Origin of the sequence: Micromonospora sediminicola (assembly GCF_900089585.1) — a bacterium.
Classification (GTDB): Bacteria; Actinomycetota; Actinomycetes; order Mycobacteriales; family Micromonosporaceae; genus Micromonospora; species Micromonospora sediminicola.
In genome coordinates this window covers 3,806,722-3,827,817 of sequence record NZ_FLRH01000003.1, presented here as the reverse complement: position 1 = coordinate 3,827,817, position 21,096 = coordinate 3,806,722, and the positions used below count along the sequence as shown (strand labels likewise).

Below are 21,096 nucleotides of genomic sequence, written 5' to 3'. Positions count from 1 at the left end.
CGAGCGGCGGGGAGACACCGCCGCACGACGCGGAGGACAGACAGTGAAGTACGTGATCATGATCCATTCCAACCCGGAGCCGTGGGGCCACCCCACCTCCGAATACCTCGCCGCCCACCAGGAGCTGCCCGCCGAGGTACGCGACCGGCTCAACGCCGACTTCGAGCAGGTGATGACCGAGCTGCACGCCAACGGTGAGCTGGTCGTCGGTGAGGCGCTCGCCGACCCCCGCACCGCCCGGCTCTACCGGTGGCGCGACGGCGCACCCCTGGCGACCGACGGCCCGTACTCCGAGGCCAAGGAACACCTCGCCGGTTTCTTCCTCATCGACGTCGAGGACCAGGCCCGCGCCGAGGCCGTCGCCGCGAGGTTCGCCGGCCCCGGGGAAACCGTCGAGCTGCGGCCCTCGATGTGGCCGGGCGGCTCCGATCAGTGACGTCGTGGCGCTCGCGGACGTGTGGCGCCGGGAGGCGCCGCACGTCCGCGCCGCGCTGCTGCGCCACCACGGGCACCCCGACGCCTGCGAGGACGCCCTACAGGACGCGGCGGAGGCAGCAGCCGCCCGGTGGCCGCTCACCGGTGTCCCCGACGAACCCCGCGCCTGGCTCATCCGGGTCGCCTCGCGACGGCTGATCGACCGGGTGCGCGCCGAGACGGCCCGCACCCGCCGCGAACGGCTCGACGCGGCCCGGCAGCCCGACGCCGGTGTCGTGCCGGCGGTCGACGACACACCCGTCACCGACACGGACGACACGCTGCGGCTGCTGTTCCTCTGCTGCCACCCGGCGCTGAGCCGCCCTTCCCAGGTCGCGCTGACCCTGCGCGCGGTGGCGGGGCTGCGCGTGGAGCAGATCGCCGCCGCCTACCTGGTGCCGGCCCGGACCATGACCCAGCGGCTGAGCCGGGCACGCGCGACGCTGCGCGACGCGGGCGCCCGGTTCACCATGCCGCCGCGGCACGCGCTGCCCGACCGGGTGGCCGCCGTGCTGGACGTGTGCCACCTGGTGTTCAGCGAGGGCTACACCCGCACCTCCGGCGACCAACTCGTCGACGTGGAACTCACCGAGGAGGCGATCCGGCTCACCCGTCAGGTCCACGCCGCGCTGCCCGACCACCACGAGGTCACCGGCGCGCTGGCGCTGATGCTGCTCACCCACGCCCGGTCGCCCGCCCGCACCGACGCCGCCGGAGACCTCGTGCCGCTGGCCGACCAGGACCGCTCCCGCTGGCGCCACGACCTCATCGACGAGGGCGTCACGCTGCTGGGTCGGGCCCTGCCCCACGGGCCGGTGGGCCGCTTCCAACTCCAGGCGGCCATCGCGGCCGTCCACGCCGAGGCGCCGGCCTTCCCGGACACCGACTGGCGGCAGATCAGCGTCCTCTACGACATGCTGAGCCGGGTCGCTCCCAGCCCGTTCGTCACGCTCAACCAGGCCGTCGCCGTGGCCATGGCGCACGGCCCCGGCCTCGGGCTGGCGCTGCTCGAACCGCTGCTGGCCGACCCGGCGATGCGCGGCCACCACCGGCTGCACGCCGTCCGCGCCCACCTGCTGGAACTCGACGGCGATCCGCGGGCCGCAGCCGACCACTACCGGTTGGCGGCGCGGCTGTCCGGAAGCCTGCCCGAACAGCGCTACCTCAACCGACGCCTGGCCCGCCTGACCGGCGCCTCCTGACACCGCCGGTGGCAGCGGCGCGGCCGGTCAGGCCGCGTCGTGCTCGGCGCCCCCGGTCAGCGCCACACCGCGCCCACCTCGTGCGCCACCGCCTCGGCCTGCGCGAACCCGGCCCGCGCCGACGCCGCCCGCCGCGCCGGGTCCAGCACGTTACGACCGATCGCCGTGCGCGCCGCCCGGTCCGGCGACACCACCGCCACCCGCGCCCCCGCCTTGCGCAACGCCACCACCTGCGCCGCCAACCGCGGCATGGGCCCCACCGCGGCGGTCGTCGGCGCCAGCACCACCACCTGCCCGCACCCGGCCGCCAGATCCGCGTTCACCGGCGAACGGACACCGCCGTCGACGTAACGCCGGCCACCGACGGTCACCGGCGGCCACACCCCCGGCACCGCGCAACTCGCGCCGACCGCGTCCACCAGCGGCACCCCGCTGTCCGCGTCGAACACCACGAACTCACCCGACGCCGCGTCCACCGCGGTGACCAGCAGCCGCGCCGCCGGCCACTCCGACGACGGCAACCGCGCCGCGATCACCGCCCGCCGCGACTGCTCCGACGCGGTACGCGCCGACAACGCCATCGCGCCGATGCGCGCCCGGGCCCGCGCCGCGTCCCGGCCCCGCCCACCGGCCCACGCCCAGCGCAACAGCACCCCCGCCCCGAGCCGGGCCGGCACCTCGTCGCGCGGTGGCCGCAACTGCGCCTCGTACAGCTCTGCCAGGGGCGTACCCGAACGCACCTGCGCCCCGACCACCGACCCGGCCGACGTGCCCACCACCAGGTCCGCCTCGTCCAGCCGCAACCCGTGCCCGGCAAACCCGGCCAGCAGACCCAGTTCCCAGGCCACCCCGGTCACCCCGCCGCCACCCAACACCAACGCGCGCCCCATGTGACAGTCCTCTCCACCCCGGGTGGTCCCGCTCACGGTAACGTCGCCCCCACCACCAGGCAGGGGAGAAGGGCATTGACCTCCGTCACCATCGTTACCGGGGGAGGGCGCGGCATCGGCGCGGCCACCGCCCGACGACTCGCCGCCGACGGCCACGACCTGGTGATCGGCTACCGCACCGACCACGCGGCCGCCGAATCCGTGGCCGCCGACGTGCGCGCCGCCGGCCGCCGCGCGGTCACCGTCGCCGCCGACACCTGCGACCCCGAGCAGGTACGCCGCATCTTCGACGCCGCCGACCGGCTCGGCCCGCTCACCGGCCTGGTCAACAACGCCGGCGTCACCAGCCCCATCGGCCCGTTCACCGACCTGCGCGCCGAGGACCTGCGCGAGGTCGTCGACGTCAACCTCGTCGGCTACGTCCTCTGCGCCCAGCAGGCGGCCCGCCGGATGACCGCCGGCGGCGCGATCGTCAACGTCTCCTCCGCCGCCGCCACCCTCGGCAGCCCCGGCGAGTACATCCACTACGCCGCCGCGAAGGCCGCCACCGACACCCTCACCGTCGGCCTGGCCAAGGAACTCGCCCCGCGCGGCATCCGGGTCAACGCGGTCGCGCCCGGCATCATCCGCACCGACATCCACGCCCGCTCCGGCGTGCCGGACCGACCCGACACCGCCGCCGGTCGGATCCCGCTGGGCCGCGCCGGCGAACCCGACGAGGTCGCCGGCGCCATCGCCCACCTGCTCGGCCCCGACGCCTCGTACACCACCGGCGCCGTCCTACGCGTGGCCGGCGGCCTCTGAGCGGCGCGGCGGCCCGGGGGAGACCCGGGCCGCAGCCGCCCTCACTGCGTGAACAGCTTCGCCGCCGTGATCAGCGTCTGCACCACGCCGTAACCCAACAGCACCGACACCACCAGCCACGACACCACCAGGCGGACCCGCTGCCCGCCACCGACCCGCTCGTTCACGACCCGCTCCTCTCCGCCGCCACCGGCCGCTCGTCCGCCCTCTCCTCCCGGCCCGACGCCGGCTCGTGGAACCGCTGCGGCACCGGCCGGATCAGCAGGTTCGCCACCAACCCCACCGCCAGCACCCCGACCATCGTGAACAGCGCCGGCCGGTACGCCGCCGCGGTCAACGTGCCCGGCTCGCCCTGCGCGTCGAGGAACGCGTTGACGATCAGCGGACCCGCCACCCCCGCCGCCGACCACGCGGTCAGCAGCCGACCGTGGATCGCACCCACCTCGAACGTGCCGAACAGGTCCCGCAGGTACGCCGGCACGGTGGCGAACCCACCGCCGTAGAACGACAGGATCACGCACGCCAGCAGCACGAACAACGCCGTCGCGCTCTGCCCCACCAGCGCCAGCAGCAGGTACAGCACCATGCCCACACCCAGGTACACCACGTAGATCGGCTTCCGGCCGATCACGTCCGAGGTCGACGACCAGACGAACCGGCCCGCCATGTTGAACAACGACAGCAGCCCCACGAAACCGCCGGCCGCCGCCACCGACACCGCCGACGTGCCACCCTCGCGGAAGAAGTCCTGGATCATCGGGCTGGCCTGCTCCAGGATGCCGATCCCGGCGGTCACGTTGCAGAACAGCACCACCCACAGCAGCCAGAACGAACGGGTCTTCACCGCGTTCGCCGCCGACACGTTCGCGGTGGTCACCAGCGGCTTCGCCGCCACCCTCGCCGGGTCGAAGCCGGCCGGACGCCAGTCCGCCGCCGGCACCCGCACGTTGAACACCCCGAACATCATGATCACGAAATAGCCGACGCCGAGGGTGACGAACAACCACACCAACGCCGACCCCGACGCCGTCGAACCGCTGTTCGACGGGTCGTACCCGGAGTCGAAGAACGACAACAGCTGCCGGGACAGGGGAGAGGCCACCATCGCCCCACCACCGAACCCCATGATCGCCAGACCGGTCGCCAGACCCGGCCGGTCCGGAAACCACTTGATCAACGTGGAGACGGGGGAGATGTACCCGATCCCCAGACCGATTCCGCCCAGCACCCCGTATCCCAGGTACAGCAGCCACAGCTGCGACGTCGCGATCCCCAACGCGCCCACCAGGAATCCCGCCGCCCAGAAACACGCCGAGACGAACATCGCCTTACGCGGCCCGTTCGCCTCCACCCACGTACCGGCCACCGCGGCCGACAACCCCAACATCACGATCGCGATGCTGAAGATCACCCCGATCGCCGTCTGCCCGGTGTCGAAGTGCGCGATCAGAGAGTTCTTGTACACGCTGGTCGCGTAGACCTGCCCGATGCAGAGATGGATCGCCAACGCCGCCGGGGGAATCAGCCAACGGCTGTAACCCGGTGGCGCGACGGTGTGCCGACGATCGAGTGCGGAAAGCATCAGTGCTTCCTCCGTCCGGATGACGAGAACACCTCGCTTCATGCCCCCGCCGCACGCTGCGCCCAAACCCGCCCCGCGCCCGACGGTCGAAACCCTGAGCCGAACGGTCACCACCGGCCCCGGATGCGACGATGAACCGGTGAAGATCCTGTCCATCCAGTCGTCGGTCGCCTACGGCCACGTCGGCAACTCCGCCGCCGTGTTCCCCCTGCAACGCCTCCGCCACGAGGTCTGGCCCGTACTGACCGTGCACTTCTCCAACCACACCGGCTACGGCGCCTGGCGCGGCCCCCTGCTCGCCCCCACCGACGTCGCCGACGTCATCGCCGGCATCGCCGACCGCGGCGTCCTCGGCACCGCCGACGCCGTGCTCTCCGGCTACCAGGGCGACCCGGCCGTCGGCGCGGTCATCCTCGACGCCGTCGCCCAGGTCAAGGCCGCCAACCCCGACGCCCTCTACTGCTGCGACCCGGTCATGGGCGACGTCGGCCGCGGCATGTTCGTCCGCCCCGGCATCCCCGAATACCTCCGCGACACCGTCGTCCCCCGCGCCGACATCGTCACCCCCAACCAGTTCGAGCTGGAGTTCCTCGCCGGCCGCACCACCGACACCCTCGACGACCTGCTCGCCGCCGTCGACACCGTCCGCGCCACCGGCCCCCGCCACGTCCTGGTCACCAGCGTCCTGCACGGCGACCTGCCCGCCGACCACCTCGACGTGGTCGCCGTCTCCGACACCGGCGCGTGGGCGGTCACCACCCCGCTGCTGCCGATCGCCCCCAACGGCGGCGGCGACGTCACCGCCGCCCTCTACCTGGCCCACCTCGCCACCACCGGCTCACCCGAGACCGCGCTCGAACGCACCACCAACTCGATCTTCGCGGTACTCGAGGCCACCCTCGCCGCCGGCACCCGCGAACTGCAACTCGTCGCCGCCCAGGACGCCATCGCCGACCCACCCACCCGCTTCACCGCCCGCCAACTGCGCTGACCAGCTATCTCGAAACACATCCATCCTTCTCTATAAATATTGACGCATCTCGAATAGGCTCGGGGAACGTCACTCACACGGGGAGAAGGAATGACCACCAGGAACAGACGACGCACCCGACTGTCCGCATCAGCGCTGCTCGCTCTCGCACTCGCCACGGCAGGCGTCCCGGCCCTCACGACCCCGGCTGCCGCGGCACCCGGCGCCGTCGCCAAGACCGACCGTCTCGGCATGGGCCTGGTGGGCTTCGACGCGAAGGTCGCCGAGGCGCACGGCTACCGCGTCGTGACGTTGCCCGACGGCTCCCAGTCTTCGGTGCCGGCCGACAAGGCAACGGCAGCGACCGAAGGGCGCTACGTGCCCGAGCACGGTGTCCTCAAGCCGGGCAGCTCGATGTCCACCAACAGCTACGGCGCGGCAACCGGCGAGTGCGGCAGCTCATGGGTCGGCCTCGACCCCAGAGGCGGCGGCCGGGCGACATTGACGACGGGCATGACCCTCGTCCAGGCCTCGGGCGGCCCATGGGACATCCACTGGCACGTCGACATCAGCGACAACGGCGGCCACTCCACCCAGAACTACGACGAGTACGACGGCTACTACTCCGGCCTCGGCCTGTCCTGGGCCGCCAGCGCCCGCACCCTGAACCTGACCCGCGGCTGGGCCAACGCCACCGTCACCTGGGGCAGCTTCACCATCACCGAAGCCGGCTGGCTCTGCTACTCCTACTCGCCGACCACGTCCACGACCATCACCTGACCCCGACCGACACCGCCGCCCGGCCGCGCCAACATGCCTGACGCGACCGGGCGGCGACCCGCGCGAGTACCGTCGCAGCCGGAAACCCCGCGCGGACGAGGAGGTCGCGGTGGAACACGACCCGAGAGCCCACGTCGACGAGCGCCTCGCACGACAGACCGAGCACCTGCGCCGTGAACTGCGCGACAGCGGCCTGCCCGTCGTCGCGCTCACCGGCCCCGGCCTGCCCACCACCGCGCGGTTCGCCGGACTCGAATCCACCGACGGCACGATCACCCACGTACGGGTCGCGCACGGCGACGCGACGACCGGCCCGTGGGCCGTCGTCGACACCGCGCGCCGCGCCGACAACCGGGGCGACCCCCTCCGCCACCGACTGGAACATGCGATGCGCATGGCCGGCGCACACCTGTCCGACGTCGAATGGACCGAGGACGACGCCACGATGCACCTCGACGGCCGACCCGTCACCGGACGCACCGTGCGAGCCGGCGACCGGTGGACGGCGACCCGCTGCGCCGACGCCCTGATCGACGCCGAGATCACGGTCGTGGCCCGCGACTGGCCCGCGGCCACCATCCAGCTCCGCCTCGTCGCCGACCCGGCACCCCTGCTCGACCGCACATGGCGTCGACCCGACCCGCTCCCGCAGCCACCCCCACCGCCCGTGCCACAAGACCTCGCCCGTGAACCGCACCGGGCGCTGATCGACGCCGCCCTGACCCACCGCCGCCAAACCCTGACCTGGATCGCCGGCGGGGGAGCACACCCCGAACTGCCGGCTCACTGGTCCGGCCTCTGGCGCGCCGCCGTGCGCCGCCAGCAGGAACTGACCGACCAGAGCGAACCGGCGGCCAACCGTGCGGTGTCCGACGCGATCGCCCACCTCACCACGCTCGCCGGGCACGCCGACTGGTTCGACACCTCACCCCGGCTACGCGAACGCGCCATCACCGAAACCCTCCTGCACGTCACCGGCCTCGCCGACGACCCACCCAGCGGCCCGGCCCACCGAGCCTGGCGACACCACCAACGACTGGTGCCGGATCCCACGGCCGACCTCCACCGACGCGCCGCCGCAGACCAGGCCTGGCGCGACGCCTGGACCGCCTGGGCCGCCGGGTCGACCGACACGCCGCCCTGACCGAACAGGTGGACGACCCCGCCGCCGAGCAGGGAAGATGCACAGGTGCACGCCCACCACCCGGCCACCGAAGACCCCGCGTTCGCCCAACGACTACGCGACCTCGCCCGGCTGCGCCGCGTCCGCGACCGCATCGACCGCGAATACGCCCGCCCCCTCGACGTCGAAGCCCTCGCCCGCGGCGTGCACATGTCCGCCGGCCACCTCAGCCGCCAGTTCCGCCAGACCTACGGCGAATCCCCCTACGCCTACCTCATGACCCGCCGCATCGAACGCGCCATGGCCCTGCTACGCCGCGGCGACCTCACCGTCACCGACGTCTGCTTCGCCGTCGGCTGCCAGTCCCTCGGCACCTTCAGCACCCGCTTCACCGAACTCGTCGGCGAACCACCCAGCGCCTACCGCGCCCGCCACACACCCGACACCCCCGAACCACCCCCGTGCCTGACCAAGCAGGCCACCCGACCGATCAGGAATCGAGAAGCCCGCACCGGCACGCCCCCACTAGCGTGACCACCATGACGATCACCATCCACTACGCCTTCCTGCCGCACACCGACGCCGACGCCGCCATCGCCTTCTACCGCGACACCCTCGGCTTCGACCTGCGCAACGACGTCGGCCAGGGCGACACCATGCGCTGGCTCACCGTCGGCCCACCCGAACAGCCCGAGACCGGCATCGTCCTGCACCCCCCGGCCGTCGACCCCGGCATCACCGACGACGAGCGCCGCACCATCCACGAACTCATCGCCAAGGGCAGCTACGGCGCCCTCACCCTCGCCACCGACGACCTCGACGGCCTGTTCGACCGCCTCCAGGCCAGCGGCGCCGACGTCGTCCAGGAACCCACCGAACAGCCCTACGGCGTCCGCGACTGCGCCTTCCGCGACCCCACCGGCAACCTCATCCGCATCAACGAGCGGCGCTGAACCCACCGATGACCGACGCCCCCCGCACCCGCGCCCGACGCCGCCAGGACACCACCCACCGGCTCGACCACGACATCGACTGCTGGGTCGCCAGCGCCGACCCCGACGGCACCCCCCACCTCGTGCCCCTGTCCTTCGACTGGGACGGCCACACCCTGCTGCTGGCCACCGCCGCGCACAGCCCCACCGGCCGCAACCTCGCCACCGGCCGCGCCCGCGTCGGCCTCGGCCACACCCGCGACGTCGTCATGATCGACGGCGACGTCGAAACCCTCGACATCCACGCCCTACCCACCGACCGCGGCGACCGCTTCGCCACCCGCACCGGCTTCGACCCCCGTACCCTGACCGAGCCCTACCACTGGTACCGCATCCGACCCCGCCGCATCCAGGCCTGGCGCGAGGTGAACGAGATGACCGACCGCACGCTCATGCGCGACGGCGCCTGGCTCGACTGACACCCCGCACGACCGGACGGAGACACCATGACCACGGCCACCGCCGACAGCCACGACGTCATCCGCGTCCACGGCGCACGCGAGAACAACCTGCGCGACGTCGACGTCGACCTGCCCAAACGCCGCCTCACCGTCTTCACCGGCGTCTCCGGCTCCGGCAAGAGCTCCCTGGTCTTCGGCACCATCGCCGCCGAGTCCCAACGACTCATCAACGAGACCTACAGCGCCTTCGTCCAGGGCTTCATGCCCACCCTGTCCCGACCCGAGGTCGACATCCTCGAAGGCCTCACCACCGCCATCATCGTCGACCAGGAACGCATGGGCGCCGACCCCCGCTCCACCGTCGGCACCGCCACCGACGCCAACGCCATGCTGCGCATCCTCTTCAGCCGCCTCGGCCAACCCCACATCGGCCCACCCAACGCCTACTCCTTCAACGTCCCCTCCGTCCGCGCCGCCGGCGCCATCACCGTCGACCGCGGCCCCGGCAAGACCCAGACCAAGAAGGGCACCTTCCACCGCCTCGGCGGCATGTGCCCCCGCTGCGAGGGCCGCGGCGCCGTCACCGACTTCGACCTCACCGTCCTCTACGACGCCGACCGCACCCTCAACGAGGGCGCCATCACCATCCCCGGCTACAGCATGGACGGCTGGTACGGCCGCATCTTCCGCGCCAGCGGCATGTTCGACCCCGACAAACCCATCCGCGACTACACCGAACGCGAACTGCACGACCTGCTCCACAAGGAGCCCACCAAGGTCAAGGTCGAAGGCATCAACGTCACCTACACCGGCCTCATCCCCGCCATCAGCAAGTCGATGCTCGCCAAGGACGTCGACGCCATGCAGCCGCACATCCGCGCCTTCGTCGAACGCGCCGTCACCTTCACCACCTGCCCCGAGTGCGACGGCACCCGACTGAGCCCCGAAGCCCGCTCCTCGAAGATCAACGGCATCACCATCGCCGACGCCTGCGCCATGCAGATCAGCGACCTCGCCACCTGGGTACGCGACCTGCACGAACCCTCCGTCGGCCCACTGCTCACCGCACTGGGGGACACCCTCGACTCCTTCGTCGAGATCGGCCTCGGCTACCTCAGCCTCGACCGCCCCTCCGGCACCCTCTCCGGCGGCGAGGCCCAACGCACCAAGATGATCCGCCACCTCGGCTCGTCACTGACCGACGTCACCTACGTCTTCGACGAACCCACCATCGGACTGCACCCGCACGACATCGCCCGGATGAACAACCTCCTGCTGCGCCTGCGCGACAAGGGCAACACCGTCCTCGTCGTCGAACACAAACCGGAGACCATCGCCATCGCCGACCACGTCGTCGACCTCGGCCCCGGCGCCGGCACCGACGGCGGCACCATCTGCTACCAGGGCACCGTCGCCGGCCTGCGCGCCAGCGACACCGTCACCGGCCGCCACCTCGACGACCGCGCCACCCTCAAGGACACCGTCCGCACACCCACCGGCACCCTGCCCATCCGCGGCGCCCGCACCCACAACCTGCGCGACGTCGACGTCGACATCCCGCTCGGCGTCCTGGTCGTCGTCACCGGCGTCGCCGGCTCCGGCAAGAGCTCCCTCATCCACGGCTCCCTCGGCAAGCGCGACGACGTGGTCAGCGTCGACCAGACCGCCATCCGCGGCTCCCGCCGCAGCAACCCGGCCACCTACACCGGCCTGCTCGACCCCATCCGCAAGGCCTTCGCCAAGGCCAACGGCGTCAAACCCGCCCTGTTCAGCGCCAACTCCGAAGGCGCCTGCCCCACCTGCAACGGCGCCGGCGTCATCTACACCGACCTCGGCATGATGGCCGGCGTCGCCAGCACCTGCGAGGACTGCGACGGCAAGCGGTTCCAGGCCGCCGTGCTCGACTACCACCTCGGCGGCCGCGACATCAGCGAGGTCCTCGCCATGCCGGTCAACGAGGCCGAGAAGTTCTTCGGCGCCGGCGACGCCCGCACCCCGGCCGCCCACGCCATCCTCGACCGGCTCGCCGACGTCGGACTCGGCTACCTCACCCTCGGCCAGCCGCTCACCACCCTGTCCGGGGGAGAGCGGCAGCGGCTCAAGCTCGCCACCCGGATGGGGGACAGGGGCGGCGTCTACGTCCTCGACGAGCCAACCACCGGCCTGCACCTGGCCGACGTGGCCCAACTCCTCGGCCTGCTCGACCGGCTGGTCGAATCCGGCAAGTCGGTCATCGTCATCGAACACCACCAGGCGGTCATGGCGCACGCCGACTGGATCATCGACCTCGGTCCAGGCGCCGGCCACGACGGCGGCCGGATCGTCTTCGAGGGCACGCCGGCCGAGCTGGTGGCCGCCCGGTCGACGCTCACCGGCGAACACCTCGCCGACTACGTCGGGGCCTGACCCGGCGTACGCGGGGCGGCGGCGTCCGGCACCGACACCGCCGCCCCGCACCCCGTACCGCTCGATTCGATAATCTACATTATGTCAAGTAAAGCGGATCGGGGCCTCCCCGCGCCCGTTCACACCACCGGATCGGCGAGGACCTCCGCCACCACCCGCAACGGCTCCTCCGGAGCCTCGCTGCCGTGCGCGACCGAGATCAGCGCCTTCCACAGCGCCCACCCGCGGGCCCGACGCCAGCTGTCGGCGTCCAGACCGACCGCGTCCCGGAACACCGCGCGTTCGGCGCCGACGCACCACGTCCACGCCGGCACCAGATCGCACGCCGGATCACCCACCCCGCACGTGCCGAAATCGATCACCGCGGCGAGCCGCCCGTCCACGACCAACAGGTTGCCCGCCGAGACGTCACCGTGGAACCACACCGGCACTCCCGGCCAGGCCGAGGTCAGTGCACGCGCCCACACCTCGCGGCAGGCGTCGCCGTCCACCCGGTCACCGAGGCGCTCCAGTGGCGACGGGTTCGGGTGCGGGCAGCGGCAGATGGCGGGCCAGGATCGGCAGGCAGTGGTCCTCCTTGGCGATTGCCGACGCGTAGCCCTCGGCGCTGGGCAGGCGGACCAGCAGGTCGTCGCCGATACGGAAGGTCCGGTTGTCCCACCCCTGTCGCGTGACCGCGGTGACCGGCAGGTGCGCCCACTGCGGGAACTGCGCGGCGACGAGAGTCCGGACGAGCGCGGCGTCGATCTCCACCATGCGGTCCAGTCTCCGGAGGTCCACAACGCGTTTTTCCGTCCGCTCTCCCCCGGGAACGCCCCACTGGCGAGAACGCGAGAATCGTGCATAATATCCCTTATGCACGACAAAGTGGACGAAATGGTCGAGGTGTTGATCGAGGAGTTCCTGACCGCGCGGGCCACCCGTAAGCCCTCCCCCCACACCCTGGCCGCCTACCGCCGGGACCTGACCACGGTGGCCGCCCTGGTGGCGGCCGACGACGGCGGCACTCCCCTCCCCCTGAACCGGCTGCCGGTGACCGCCCTGTCCCCCCGCGTGATGCGGGCGGCGTTCGCGCGTTTCGCCGCTCCCCGCGCCGCCGCGTCCGTCCACCGTGCCTGGTCCACCTGGAACAGCTTCTTCACCTTCCTCGTCGCCGAGGGTGTCGTGCCCGGGAATCCGATGCCGGCGGTGGGGCGGCCCCGCACGCCGCTCCCCCGGCCGAAGCCGCTGCGGGGCGAGGACACGCCGGAGGAACTGCTGGCGGCGGTGGCGCGCGCGGAGGGCCGGCAGCGCGATCCGTGGCCGGAGCGGGACCTCGCGGTGCTGGCGCTGGCGCTGTGCGCGGGGTTGCGCCTGTCGGAGCTGTTGGCGTTGCGGGTGTCGTCGGTGGCGGGCCGCGCCGGCGAGCGTCGGGTGGACGTGGCGGGCAAGGGTGGGCGGCCCCGCACGGTGCCGATCGAGGCGGGGGTGGACCGGGTGCTGGCCGGCTACCTGGACAGTCGTCGGTTCCGGTTCGGCGCCCGCAGCGTGCGTCCGGACGGGCCGTTGCTGGTGGACCGGCGGGGTGAGCCGTTGCGCCGGGGCGGCCTGCAGTATCTGGTGGAGTCGTGTTACCGGCGGGCGGGCATCGGGGACCGGGTGCCGCGGGGGGCGCGGTTGCACGCGTTGCGGCACACGTTCGCCACGCGGTTGGCCGAGGACGGGGCGAGCGCGGCGGAGATCATGCGGCTGCTGGGGCACGCGTCGTTGGCGTCGTCGCAGACGTACATCGAGGTGACGGCGGGTCAGCAGCGGGCGGCGGTGGCGGCGAACCGCACGAACCGGGCGTTGTCCGGGCTGACGACACGGAGCTGACCGGGCGTCGGGCGTCGGGCGTCGGGCGTCGGGCGTCGGGCGTCGGGCGTCGGGCGTCGGGCGTCGGGCGTCGGGCGTCGGGGCAGTGTCCCCCTTCTTGGCGATATACCGCTGGGTCATATTTATGACTAAGCGGTATATCGCGTTGTGGGGTGCCCTTTCACCGAGCGCTCGCGCGACGCGGTGTCACGTCGATGGTCCGGTGGATCGGACGCTGGCAGGATCGGGTCGGTGCGGGTGGGTGCGGCGCGAGCGGTGGCGGTCGACTGGGTGCGGCAGCGGATGCGCGTGGATCCGTCGGTGCGGGGCGCGGTGTTCAGCGGGTCGACGCTGGGGATGCCGGAGGACGCGGAGCTGCCGGCGTCGTCGGACGTGGACGTGGTGCTGGTGCGTGACTCCCCCGCGACGAAGCTGGGCAAGCTCACCCACCGGGGGGTGCTGCTGGACGTCGGCGCGGTCACCTGGGACGAGTTGGGTGGCCCGGAGGACGTGTTGGGGTCGTGGGTGTTCGCGCCGATGTTCCGTACCGATGGAGTGATCGCGGATCCGTCGGGCCGTCTGGCCGTGCTGAGCGAGCGGGTGGCGGCGGTCTTCGCGGATCCGGTGTGGGTCCGGCGGCGGTGTGCCGGGGTGCGGCGGCGGGTCGAGGTCGGATTGCGGGTCCCGGACGCGGAGGCGCCGCCGGCGGAGCAGGTGTTGGCGTGGGTGTTCCCGGCGTCGCTGGTGGCGGTGTGGCCGGCGGTGGCGGGGTTGGTGGATCCGACGGTGCGGCGGCGGTACGTGCGGGCGGCGGAGGTGTTGGAGCGGTTCGGTTTCGCCGGGAGGTATCCGGAGTTGCTGGCGACGCTGGACAGCGGTGGGGTGGGCGCGGGGCGGGTGCGGGAGCACCTGGCCGGGTTGGCGGTGGTGTTCGACGAGGTGGCGGGCCTGCCGCGGGAGGGGTTTGCGTTCGGGGCGGATCTGGGTGCCGCGGGGCGGCCGGTGGTGTTCGACGGGGCGGCGGAGCTGGTGGCGGCGGGGCGGCACCGGGAGGCGATGTTCTGGGTGCTGGTGACGTACGCGCGGTGTCATGCGGTGTTGGCGTCGGTGGCGCCGCGGCGGGAGCGGGCGCTGCGGCCGGCGTTCGCGGCGATGCTGGCGGATCTCGGGGTGGCGTCGGCGGCGGATCGGCGGCGGCGGGCGGATGCGCTGCTGGCGGCGTTGCCGGGGTGGCAGGCGGTGGTGGATGCGGTCGCGGCGCGTGCTGTGGCAGGGTGAGGGGGACGCGACTGGCGGCACGGGGATGGGTTGACCATCGGGGAGCTCGTCGCGGGGGTCGACCGCCTGGGCCTCCGCGGGCGAGGTGTCGTATGTCTTCTGCGCGGTTGTTGCCGGGTGCCCCGGTGGCGGAGCGGGTGTTGGCGGAGGTCGCCGCGTCGGTGGCGGAGCTGCGTGCGGCGGGGGTGACGCCGGCGTTGGCGACGGTGCTGGTGGGTGACGACGACGCGAGCGCGGGTTACATCCGGATCAAGTCTCGGCAGGCGGCGGAGTTGGGTTTCGCGTCGCCGCACGTGCATCTGCCGGCGTCGGCGTCGCAGGCGGATCTGCACGCGGTGCTGGCGGACTTCAACGCGGACAAGGGTGTGCACGGGGTGTTGGTGCAGCATCCGATCCCGGGGCACCTGGACTACGACCGGGCGTTGGCGGAGCTGGACCCGGACAAGGACGTCGACGGTATGCATCCGGTGAACATGGGCCGGTTGGCGTTGGGGTTGCCGGGTCCGTTGCCGTGTACGCCGGCGGGGATCGAGGCGTTGCTGGCGTTCCACGGGGTGCCGGTGGCGGGCCGGGAGGTCGTGATCCTCGGTCGGGGTGCGACGTTGGGTCGGCCGTTGGCGATGTTGCTGGCGCAGAAGCGGCCGACGGCGAACGCGGCGGTGACGGTGGTGCACACCGGGGTGGCGGACTGGCCGCGGTACACGCGGCGGGCGGAGATCCTGGTGGCGGCGGCGGGGGTGCCGGGGATCGTGCGTCCGGAGCATGTGCGTCCGGGTGCGGTGGTGGTCGGTGGTGGGGTGCGCTACGAGGGGCGGCGGTTGCTGCCGGACGTGGACGAGTCGTGCGCCGAGGTGGCGGGGGCGATCACGCCGCGCGTCGGTGGGGTGGGTCCGACGACGGTGGCGATGTTGTTCCGCAACGCGGTGCGGGCGACGGCGCGGCAGACCGGCTAGGTCACCCGAGGTCGACGACGAGGGGCCGGTGGTCGGAGATGGTGGCCAGGGGGGTGTCGACGGCGGTGACGGGTGGGAGCCGGTCGAGGTGCTGCCGGTCGGCGAGGATGTGGTCGAGTTGGACGCGGGGCTGCCCGGCCGGGTAGGTGGGGCGGCGGGCCAGGGGTCGCCAGCGGGACAGGGCGGCGGCGGGTCCGGCGGGCAGGTTGAGGTCGCCGAGCAGGATCCGGGGTGCGGGCAGGGCGCGCAGGGCGCGCACGACGCGGCGCAGTTGCCACACGTTCCAGCCGGGGACGAAGGACAGGTGGGTGGCGGCGACGGTGAGTGGGCCGTGGGGGGTGTCGAGGACGGCGGCGAGCACGACGCGGGGTTCGTCGCGGAGCAGGACGAGTCCGCCGCCGGGGCCGGGTACGTAGATGGGTGAGCGTACGGGTGCCGCGCGCAGTCGGGTGACCTGCCAGGAGCGGACGGGGTGGCGGCTGATCAGGCCGATGCCGTAGAGGGGTTCGCCGTGGCCGTCGTCGTCGTGGGTGAGGGGGCGGAACTGTTCGCCGGGGGTGCCGACGACGGCGGCGGCGAAGCGGTGGTGCTCGGCGTGCAGGGCGCGGGCGGCGAGGGCGGTGAGGTCGAGTTTGCCGCTGCGGCTCTGGTCGCGGTCGACCTCCTGCAGGGCGAGGACGTCGGCGTCGAGGGCGGTGACGGCGGCGGTGAGCCGGTCCGGGTCGACGAGCCCGTCGGTAAGGGAACGGCCGTGCAGCAGGTTGAAGGTGGCCAGGCGCACCTGCACACCCTACGTCGCCGTGGCAGGCTTGCCGGGTGCTGAAGCTGCTGTGCTGTTCGATGCTGGTGTTCGTGGCGGTGGCGTCGGTGGGGATGTGGTTGCGGCGGCGTCGGGGCCGGTGAGGCTGGCCACAGGGGGTCTCGTCGCCGGTGGCGGGGTGGGAAGAATGCGGCCGTGGATGCCGTGTCGCTGACGACGTTGTTGGGCGCTGCCGCGCTGGCCGGGTGGGTGGACGCGGTGGTGGGCGGCGGTGGGCTGTTGTTGTTGCCGGCGTTGTTGGTGGCGGCGCCGGGGCTGCCGGTGGCCACGGCGTTGGGGACGAACAAGCTGGCGGCGATCTTCGGGACGTCGACGGCGGCGGTGACGTACGCGCGGCGGACGAAGCTGGACTGGGCGGTGGCGGGTCCGGCGGCGGGGTTGGCGGTGGTGACGGCGGGGTTGGGTGCGGCGTTGGCGGGGTTGGTGCCGGCGGGGGCGTACCGGCCGGTGGTGCTGGTGGTGTTGGTGTCGGTGGCGGTGTTCGTGCTGACCCGGCCGCGGTTGGGGGTGGTGGCGTCGCCGGCGCGGCGGACCCGTGGGCGGGTGGTGGCGGCGGTGGCGGTGGCCGGGGTGGGCATCGCGTTGTACGACGGGTTGATCGGTCCGGGTACGGGCACGTTCCTGGTGTTGGCGTTCACCGCGCTGGTGGGTGCGGATTTCCTGCACGGGTCGGCGATGGCGAAGGTGGTCAACGCGGGGACGAACCTGGGGGCGCTGGTGGTGTTCGGGGTGACCGGGCACGTGTGGTGGCTGTTGGGTGCGGCGATGGCGGTGTGCAACGTGGCGGGGGCGATGGTGGGTGCGCGGATGGCGTTGCGGCGCGGCGCCGGGTTCGTGCGGGTGGTGCTGCTGGTGGTGGTGCTGGCGTTGGTGGCGCGGCTGGGTTACGACCAGTGGACGGCGGTGCGGTGATGGCGGTGCGGGCGGAGCACGACCGGGCGGTGTTGGCCGGGTTGTTGGGTCGGGATCCGGTGTTGCACGCGTACCAGTTGGGTGATCTGGACGATTTCTTCTGGCCGTACACGTCGTGGTTCCGTCGTGGTGACGAGGTGGTGTTGCTGTACCACGGGGTGGAGTTGCCGACGTTGTTGGCGTTCGCGGCGCCGGAGCGGGTGGCGGCGCTGTCGGCGTTGCTGGTGGAGGCGGCGCCGGTGCTGCCGGCGCGGTTGTGGGCGCACCTGTCCCCCGGCCTGGAGGCGACGGTGTCGCGGTGGTACGCGGTGTCGGACGCGGCGGCGCACCTGCGGATGGCGTGGACGGATCCTCCGCGTGCGGCGGCGGTGCCGGCGGTGGGTGAGCCGTTGGGTCGGGCTGATCTGGCGGAGTTGCGGGAGTTGTACGCGGTGGCGTATCCGGGGAACTGGTTCGATCCGCGGATGCTGGACACCGGCCAGTACGTGGGGGTGCGGGATCGGGGCCGGTTGGTGGCGGTGGCCGGGGTGCACGTGTGGTCGCCGCGGTGGCGGGTGGCGGCGTTGGGGAACGTGACGACGCATCCGGACGTGCGGGGGCGTGGTCTGGGTGCGGGTGTGGTGGCGGCGTTGTGCGCGCGGTTGCGGGCGTCGGTGGATCACGTGACGCTCAACGTGCGGGCGGACAACGCCGCGGCGGTGCGGTTGTACGAGCGGTTGGGGTTCACCGCGGTCGCCGGGTTCACCGAGTGCGCGTTGACCCGGTTGACCGGGCCGGCGGCCGGGTCAGCGGGCGCGGCTGGGTGAGTCGAACCGGCCGGCGCGGATCTCGCGCAGCGCGCGGCGGCGGGTGTCGCCGCGCAGCGTGTCGACGTAGAGGCGGCCGCGCAGGTGGTCGGTCTCGTGTTGCAGGGCGCGGGCGAGGAAGCCGGTGCCGGTGACGGTGAGCGGTTCGCCGTGCTGGTCGACGCCGTGGGCGGTGGCGTGCAGCGCCCGGGGGGTCGGGAAGTAGAGCCCGGGGATGGACAGGCAGCCCTCGTCGTCGTCCTGGAGTTCCTCGGACAATTCCAGGGTGGGGTTGACCATGTGGCCGCGGTGGCCGTCGGCCTGGTAGACGAACACCTGGGCGTTCACGCCGATCTGCGGGGCGGCGACGCCGGCGCGCCCGGGTGCGCCGAGCAGGGTGTCCATCAGGTCCTGCACGAGGGTGCGCAGCTCGGCGTCGAAGCTGGTGATCGGCTCGCTGGGGGTGCGCAGCACGGGGTCGCCGATGATCCGGATCGGGCGCATAGTCATGCCCGGAAGGCTATCCGTTGCTTACCGGCCCCGGGTGCCCACCCGTCGGCGCGGCGGGCGGGTCGTAGGGTGCGCGCTGTCGGATCCGTCGTGGGAGGGGTGTGGCATGTATCCACCGGTCGAGCCGTACGCGCGGGGGATGCTGGACGTCGGTGACGGGCAGCGGATCCACTGGGAGACCAGCGGCAATCCCGACGGCCGTGCGGCGCTGGTGGTGCACGGTGGCCCCGGGTCGGGCGCGGGCGCGTCGTGGCGGCGGCTGTTCGACCCGGCCGCCTACCGGATCGTGTTGTTCGACCAGCGCGGCTGCGGGCGCAGCACCCCGCCGGTGTCCGATCCGGCCACCGACCTGTCGGTGAACACGACCGGACATCTGCTGGCCGACATGGAGGCGCTGCGCGCGCATCTGGGGGTGGACCGGTGGTTGGTGTGCGGCGCCTCGTGGGGGTCGACGCTGTCGTTGGCGTACGCCCAGCGGCACCCGGATCGGGTGAGCGCGCTGGTGTTGTTCAGCGTGGTGGCCACGACCGCGCGGGAGGTCGAGTGGGTGACCCGGGACATGGGTCGGGTGTTCCCGCAGCAGTGGGCGCGGTTCCGCGACGGGGTGCCGGAGGCCGACCGTGACGGTGATCTCGCGGCCGCGTACGCCCGGTTGGTGAACGACCCCGACCCGGCGGTGCGGGAGCGGGCGGCCCGCGACTGGTGCGACTGGGAGGACGTGCACGTCTCCCTGGCCGGCGGGTTCGCGCCGGACCCCCGGTTCGCCGACCCGGTGTTCCGGTTCGGGTTCACCCGGCTGGTCACCCACTACTTCGCCAACCGGGGGTTCCTGCCCGACGGGCAGCTGTTCCGCGACGCGGGCCGCCTGGCCGGCATTCCGGGGGTGATGGTGCAGGGCCGGTTGGACGTCAGTGGTCCGCCGGACGTCGCGTGGCGCCTGGCGCGGGACTGGCCGGACGCGCGGTTGGAGATCGTCGAGGCCGGTGGGCACGGCAGCGGGCACGGTGTGGGTGAGCGGGTGGTCGCCGCCCTGGACGCGTTCGCCGCCGCCTGAGCGTCGCGGGCGGTCCCGCGCGGGACCGCCGGGCGGCTCCGGGCTGTCGGTGCTCAGCCGGCGGCGAGCAGGGCGCGCACGGGTGCGGCCTTGGCGGCGGCCTCGGCGACCTCGGCGGCGGGGTCGCTGCCCCAGGTGATGCCGCCGCCGGCCCACAGGTGCAGCCGGTGGGCGTCGGCGGCGGCGGTGCGGATGGTCAGTCCCAGGTCGAGCCGGCCGGGGCCGATCCAGCCGAGCGCGCCCATGCCGGCGCCGCGTCCGACCGGTTCCAGCGCGGCCAGGTGCGCCAGGGCGGCGTGTTTGGGCGCGCCGGTGACCGACCCGCCGGGGCTGACCGCGCGCAGCAGGTCGGCCAGGCCGAGGCCGTCGGCGGGTGCCGCGGACACGGTCGACTCGGCCTGCCACAGGTCGCACCAGCGGCGTACGGCGAACAGTTCGTCGACGCGCACGGAGCCGGTGCGGGCCACCCGGGCGAGGTCGTTGCGTTCCAGGTCGACGATCATCACGTGTTCGGCGCGTTCCTTGGCCGAGGCGAGCAGTTCGCGGCGGCCGGCGGGGGTGGCCGGGCGGGTGCCCTTGATCGGTCGGGTGACCAGGCGGCCGTGTTCCAGCGCGACGAGTGTCTCCGGGGAGGCGCAGCCGACCGCCCAGCCCGCGCCGGTGAGGGTGCCGCCGTAGCGGGCGCCGGGCAGCGCGGCGAGGCGGGCCAGCGCCGGGCGGGGGTCCCCGGCGTACGGGGCGGCGGCGTGGCCGACGAGGTTGACCTGGTAGACGTCGCCGCGTCCGATGGCGGCGCGGACGGCGTCGACGGCAGCGGCGTGCTCGGTGGCGCTCCAGCTGTCCTGCCAGTCCCCCAGCCACCATCGGTCGGGCGTCGGGCGACGGGTGGGTGGCCGGTCGGTGTGGTGGTAGACGACCACGGCCAGGTCCGGCAGCGCCGGGGCGGGGCTCGGCGCGCCGGGTGGGGCGCCGATCGTGTGGGCGCCGGCGGCGGCGGACAGGAACAGCGCCGCGCCGCACACCCCGTCCGGCGTGTGCCGGGCGGGTCGGGCAAGGTCGTCGGTCGGTACGCCGTGCGCGGCGAGGAAGCGTTGCGCCAGGTCGGCGGGGTCGCCGCCGTCGGCGACGCGCCATTGCAGCCGGGCGGTCTCGACCAGCCGACCACGGCAGGCGGGGGGTGCGCCGGGGGCATCGACCGGCACCTGTGGGAGCGCTTCCACAACGTCCGGGTGGTTCCGGCTCATCCGTTCAGCCGATTCTGGGTGAACAAGACGCATCCTTGCTCGATGCCGCTCAGTTTTCCTTGGTACTGTGCGTCACTGGTCAT

Annotated in this window: 24 protein-coding genes and 1 riboswitch; of the genes, 16 read left to right on the top strand and 8 right to left on the bottom strand. The window is 73.1% G+C overall.

Features of this window, described 5'->3' with window-relative positions; all coding sequences use genetic code 11:
* The first annotated feature begins 58 nt into the window (after positions 1 to 58).
* Together GA0070622_RS18290 and GA0070622_RS18285 are read left to right on the top strand one after the other, a co-directional pair.
* On the top strand, positions 59 to 436 hold the full coding sequence (locus GA0070622_RS18290; RefSeq protein ID WP_218012380.1) for a YciI family protein: 378 nt from the start codon (positions 59 to 61) through the stop codon (positions 434 to 436).
* A gap of 4 nt (positions 437 to 440) precedes the next feature.
* A complete protein-coding gene (locus GA0070622_RS18285; RefSeq protein ID WP_245666392.1) occupies positions 441 to 1,676 on the top strand; it encodes an RNA polymerase sigma factor in 1,236 nt (411 codons plus the stop codon).
* Between the two features lie 56 nt (positions 1,677 to 1,732).
* Here GA0070622_RS18285 and GA0070622_RS18280 read toward each other — a convergent pair whose 3' ends face one another.
* The gene (locus GA0070622_RS18280) at positions 1,733 to 2,566 is read right to left on the bottom strand and encodes a patatin-like phospholipase family protein (RefSeq protein ID WP_091574426.1); all 834 of its coding nucleotides are present in this window, start codon (positions 2,564 to 2,566) and stop codon (positions 1,733 to 1,735) included.
* A 75-nt stretch (positions 2,567 to 2,641) separates the two neighbouring features.
* Here GA0070622_RS18280 and GA0070622_RS18275 point away from each other — a divergent pair, with 75 nt between their 5' ends.
* Positions 2,642 to 3,370 carry an SDR family NAD(P)-dependent oxidoreductase gene (locus GA0070622_RS18275; RefSeq protein WP_091574425.1) on the top strand — a complete coding sequence of 243 codons (729 nt, stop codon included), beginning with the start codon at positions 2,642 to 2,644 and terminating at the stop codon, positions 3,368 to 3,370.
* Positions 3,371 to 3,411: 41 nt separating this feature from the next.
* Here the strand turns inward: GA0070622_RS18275 and GA0070622_RS33475 are convergent, their stop codons facing one another.
* Together GA0070622_RS33475 and GA0070622_RS18270 are read right to left on the bottom strand one after the other, a co-directional pair.
* Positions 3,412 to 3,537: an MFS transporter small subunit gene (locus GA0070622_RS33475; RefSeq protein WP_255292581.1), complete on the bottom strand. Its 126-nt coding sequence runs from the start codon at positions 3,535 to 3,537 to the stop codon at positions 3,412 to 3,414.
* Entirely contained in the window at positions 3,534 to 4,952 is a 1,419-nt protein-coding gene (locus GA0070622_RS18270; protein ID WP_091574424.1) for an OFA family MFS transporter, read from the bottom strand. The genes GA0070622_RS33475 and GA0070622_RS18270 overlap by 4 nt, the downstream gene beginning before the upstream one ends.
* A gap of 139 nt (positions 4,953 to 5,091) precedes the next feature.
* Here GA0070622_RS18270 and pdxY point away from each other — a divergent pair, with 139 nt between their 5' ends.
* The 7 genes from pdxY (at position 5,092) to GA0070622_RS18235 (ending at position 11,624) form a co-directional block, all read left to right on the top strand.
* A complete protein-coding gene (gene pdxY / locus GA0070622_RS18265) occupies positions 5,092 to 5,943 on the top strand; it encodes a pyridoxal kinase PdxY (RefSeq protein ID WP_091574423.1) in 852 nt (283 codons plus the stop codon).
* A gap of 90 nt (positions 5,944 to 6,033) precedes the next feature.
* Positions 6,034 to 6,702 carry a hypothetical protein gene (locus GA0070622_RS18260; protein WP_141684590.1) on the top strand — a complete coding sequence of 223 codons (669 nt, stop codon included), beginning with the start codon at positions 6,034 to 6,036 and terminating at the stop codon, positions 6,700 to 6,702.
* 109 nt (positions 6,703 to 6,811) lie between these two features.
* Positions 6,812 to 7,846, top strand: coding sequence for a hypothetical protein (locus tag GA0070622_RS18255; RefSeq protein ID WP_091574421.1), 1,035 nt, complete (start codon positions 6,812 to 6,814; stop codon positions 7,844 to 7,846).
* Between the two features lie 45 nt (positions 7,847 to 7,891).
* Entirely contained in the window at positions 7,892 to 8,359 is a 468-nt protein-coding gene (locus GA0070622_RS18250; RefSeq protein ID WP_091574420.1) for a helix-turn-helix transcriptional regulator, read from the top strand.
* Positions 8,360 to 8,364: 5 nt separating this feature from the next.
* Positions 8,365 to 8,778: a VOC family protein gene (locus tag GA0070622_RS18245; RefSeq protein ID WP_091577623.1), complete on the top strand. Its 414-nt coding sequence runs from the start codon at positions 8,365 to 8,367 to the stop codon at positions 8,776 to 8,778.
* 8 nt (positions 8,779 to 8,786) lie between these two features.
* The gene (locus GA0070622_RS18240) at positions 8,787 to 9,236 is read left to right on the top strand and encodes a pyridoxamine 5'-phosphate oxidase family protein (protein WP_091574419.1); all 450 of its coding nucleotides are present in this window, start codon (positions 8,787 to 8,789) and stop codon (positions 9,234 to 9,236) included.
* Between the two features lie 27 nt (positions 9,237 to 9,263).
* Entirely contained in the window at positions 9,264 to 11,624 is a 2,361-nt protein-coding gene (locus tag GA0070622_RS18235) for an ATP-binding cassette domain-containing protein (protein ID WP_091574418.1), read from the top strand.
* A gap of 119 nt (positions 11,625 to 11,743) precedes the next feature.
* Here GA0070622_RS18235 and GA0070622_RS33155 read toward each other — a convergent pair whose 3' ends face one another.
* Both GA0070622_RS33155 and GA0070622_RS33150 read right to left on the bottom strand, forming a co-directional pair.
* The gene (locus GA0070622_RS33155; RefSeq protein WP_245666390.1) at positions 11,744 to 12,115 is read right to left on the bottom strand and encodes a phosphotransferase; all 372 of its coding nucleotides are present in this window, start codon (positions 12,113 to 12,115) and stop codon (positions 11,744 to 11,746) included.
* Positions 12,116 to 12,119: 4 nt separating this feature from the next.
* The gene (locus GA0070622_RS33150; protein WP_245666389.1) at positions 12,120 to 12,380 is read right to left on the bottom strand and encodes a phosphotransferase; all 261 of its coding nucleotides are present in this window, start codon (positions 12,378 to 12,380) and stop codon (positions 12,120 to 12,122) included.
* 99 nt (positions 12,381 to 12,479) lie between these two features.
* Between GA0070622_RS33150 and GA0070622_RS18225 the strand changes: the two genes are divergently transcribed.
* From GA0070622_RS18225 to GA0070622_RS18215, 3 genes are all read left to right on the top strand, one after another.
* Positions 12,480 to 13,478 (top strand): tyrosine-type recombinase/integrase, encoded by a 999-nt coding sequence (locus GA0070622_RS18225; protein WP_091574417.1) that lies wholly within the window; start codon positions 12,480 to 12,482, stop codon positions 13,476 to 13,478.
* A 231-nt stretch (positions 13,479 to 13,709) separates the two neighbouring features.
* Positions 13,710 to 14,735, top strand: coding sequence for a hypothetical protein (locus GA0070622_RS18220; protein WP_091574416.1), 1,026 nt, complete (start codon positions 13,710 to 13,712; stop codon positions 14,733 to 14,735).
* A riboswitch (ZMP/ZTP riboswitch) is annotated at positions 14,733 to 14,814 on the top strand. Its footprint overlaps the gene before it by 3 nt.
* Positions 14,815 to 14,827: 13 nt before the next feature.
* Positions 14,828 to 15,688 carry a bifunctional 5,10-methylenetetrahydrofolate dehydrogenase/5,10-methenyltetrahydrofolate cyclohydrolase gene (locus tag GA0070622_RS18215; RefSeq protein WP_091574415.1) on the top strand — a complete coding sequence of 287 codons (861 nt, stop codon included), beginning with the start codon at positions 14,828 to 14,830 and terminating at the stop codon, positions 15,686 to 15,688.
* 1 nt (position 15,689) lies between these two features.
* Here the strand turns inward: GA0070622_RS18215 and GA0070622_RS18210 are convergent, their stop codons facing one another.
* The gene (locus tag GA0070622_RS18210) at positions 15,690 to 16,469 is read right to left on the bottom strand and encodes an endonuclease/exonuclease/phosphatase family protein (RefSeq protein ID WP_091577620.1); all 780 of its coding nucleotides are present in this window, start codon (positions 16,467 to 16,469) and stop codon (positions 15,690 to 15,692) included.
* Positions 16,470 to 16,643: 174 nt separating this feature from the next.
* Here GA0070622_RS18210 and GA0070622_RS18205 point away from each other — a divergent pair, with 174 nt between their 5' ends.
* Positions 16,644 to 17,420 (top strand): sulfite exporter TauE/SafE family protein, encoded by a 777-nt coding sequence (locus tag GA0070622_RS18205; RefSeq protein WP_176558786.1) that lies wholly within the window; start codon positions 16,644 to 16,646, stop codon positions 17,418 to 17,420.
* On the top strand, positions 17,420 to 18,226 hold the full coding sequence (locus GA0070622_RS18200; protein ID WP_245666388.1) for a GNAT family N-acetyltransferase: 807 nt from the start codon (positions 17,420 to 17,422) through the stop codon (positions 18,224 to 18,226). The genes GA0070622_RS18205 and GA0070622_RS18200 overlap by 1 nt, the downstream gene beginning before the upstream one ends.
* On the opposite strand, the gene def is transcribed toward GA0070622_RS18200, so the two are convergent.
* The gene (gene def, locus GA0070622_RS18195; RefSeq protein WP_091574413.1) at positions 18,206 to 18,715 is read right to left on the bottom strand and encodes a peptide deformylase; all 510 of its coding nucleotides are present in this window, start codon (positions 18,713 to 18,715) and stop codon (positions 18,206 to 18,208) included. The two genes, GA0070622_RS18200 and def, sit on opposite strands and share 21 nt — an antisense overlap.
* Positions 18,716 to 18,821: 106 nt before the next feature.
* On the opposite strand from def, the gene pip reads away from it, so the two are divergent.
* The gene (gene pip / locus GA0070622_RS18190; RefSeq protein ID WP_091574412.1) at positions 18,822 to 19,769 is read left to right on the top strand and encodes a prolyl aminopeptidase; all 948 of its coding nucleotides are present in this window, start codon (positions 18,822 to 18,824) and stop codon (positions 19,767 to 19,769) included.
* A gap of 53 nt (positions 19,770 to 19,822) precedes the next feature.
* On the opposite strand, the gene GA0070622_RS18185 is transcribed toward pip, so the two are convergent.
* Entirely contained in the window at positions 19,823 to 21,013 is a 1,191-nt protein-coding gene (locus tag GA0070622_RS18185) for a chorismate-binding protein (protein WP_091574411.1), read from the bottom strand.
* Between the last annotated feature and the right edge of the window lie 83 nt (positions 21,014 to 21,096).

Bases quoted from the DNA above. Each gene is read 5' to 3' on its own strand.
- def (WP_091574413.1), bottom strand. From the start codon at position 18,715: ATGACTATGCGCCCGATCCGGATCATCGGCGACCCCGTGCTGCGCACC.
- GA0070622_RS18215 (WP_091574415.1), top strand. From the start codon at position 14,828: ATGTCTTCTGCGCGGTTGTTGCCGGGTGCCCCGGTGGCGGAGCGGGTG.
- GA0070622_RS18200 (WP_245666388.1), top strand. From the start codon at position 17,420: ATGGCGGTGCGGGCGGAGCACGACCGGGCGGTGTTGGCCGGGTTGTTG.
- pip (WP_091574412.1), top strand. From the start codon at position 18,822: ATGTATCCACCGGTCGAGCCGTACGCGCGGGGGATGCTGGACGTCGGT.
- GA0070622_RS18260 (WP_141684590.1), top strand. From the start codon at position 6,034: ATGACCACCAGGAACAGACGACGCACCCGACTGTCCGCATCAGCGCTG.
- GA0070622_RS18270 (WP_091574424.1), bottom strand. From the start codon at position 4,952: ATGCTTTCCGCACTCGATCGTCGGCACACCGTCGCGCCACCGGGTTAC.
- GA0070622_RS18240 (WP_091574419.1), top strand. From the start codon at position 8,787: ATGACCGACGCCCCCCGCACCCGCGCCCGACGCCGCCAGGACACCACC.
- GA0070622_RS18185 (WP_091574411.1), bottom strand. From the start codon at position 21,013: ATGAGCCGGAACCACCCGGACGTTGTGGAAGCGCTCCCACAGGTGCCG.
- GA0070622_RS18235 (WP_091574418.1), top strand. From the start codon at position 9,264: ATGACCACGGCCACCGCCGACAGCCACGACGTCATCCGCGTCCACGGC.
- GA0070622_RS18245 (WP_091577623.1), top strand. From the start codon at position 8,365: ATGACGATCACCATCCACTACGCCTTCCTGCCGCACACCGACGCCGAC.
- GA0070622_RS18280 (WP_091574426.1), bottom strand. From the start codon at position 2,566: ATGGGGCGCGCGTTGGTGTTGGGTGGCGGCGGGGTGACCGGGGTGGCC.
- GA0070622_RS18290 (WP_218012380.1), top strand. From the start codon at position 59: ATGATCCATTCCAACCCGGAGCCGTGGGGCCACCCCACCTCCGAATAC.
- GA0070622_RS18225 (WP_091574417.1), top strand. From the start codon at position 12,480: ATGCACGACAAAGTGGACGAAATGGTCGAGGTGTTGATCGAGGAGTTC.
- GA0070622_RS33150 (WP_245666389.1), bottom strand. From the start codon at position 12,380: ATGGTGGAGATCGACGCCGCGCTCGTCCGGACTCTCGTCGCCGCGCAG.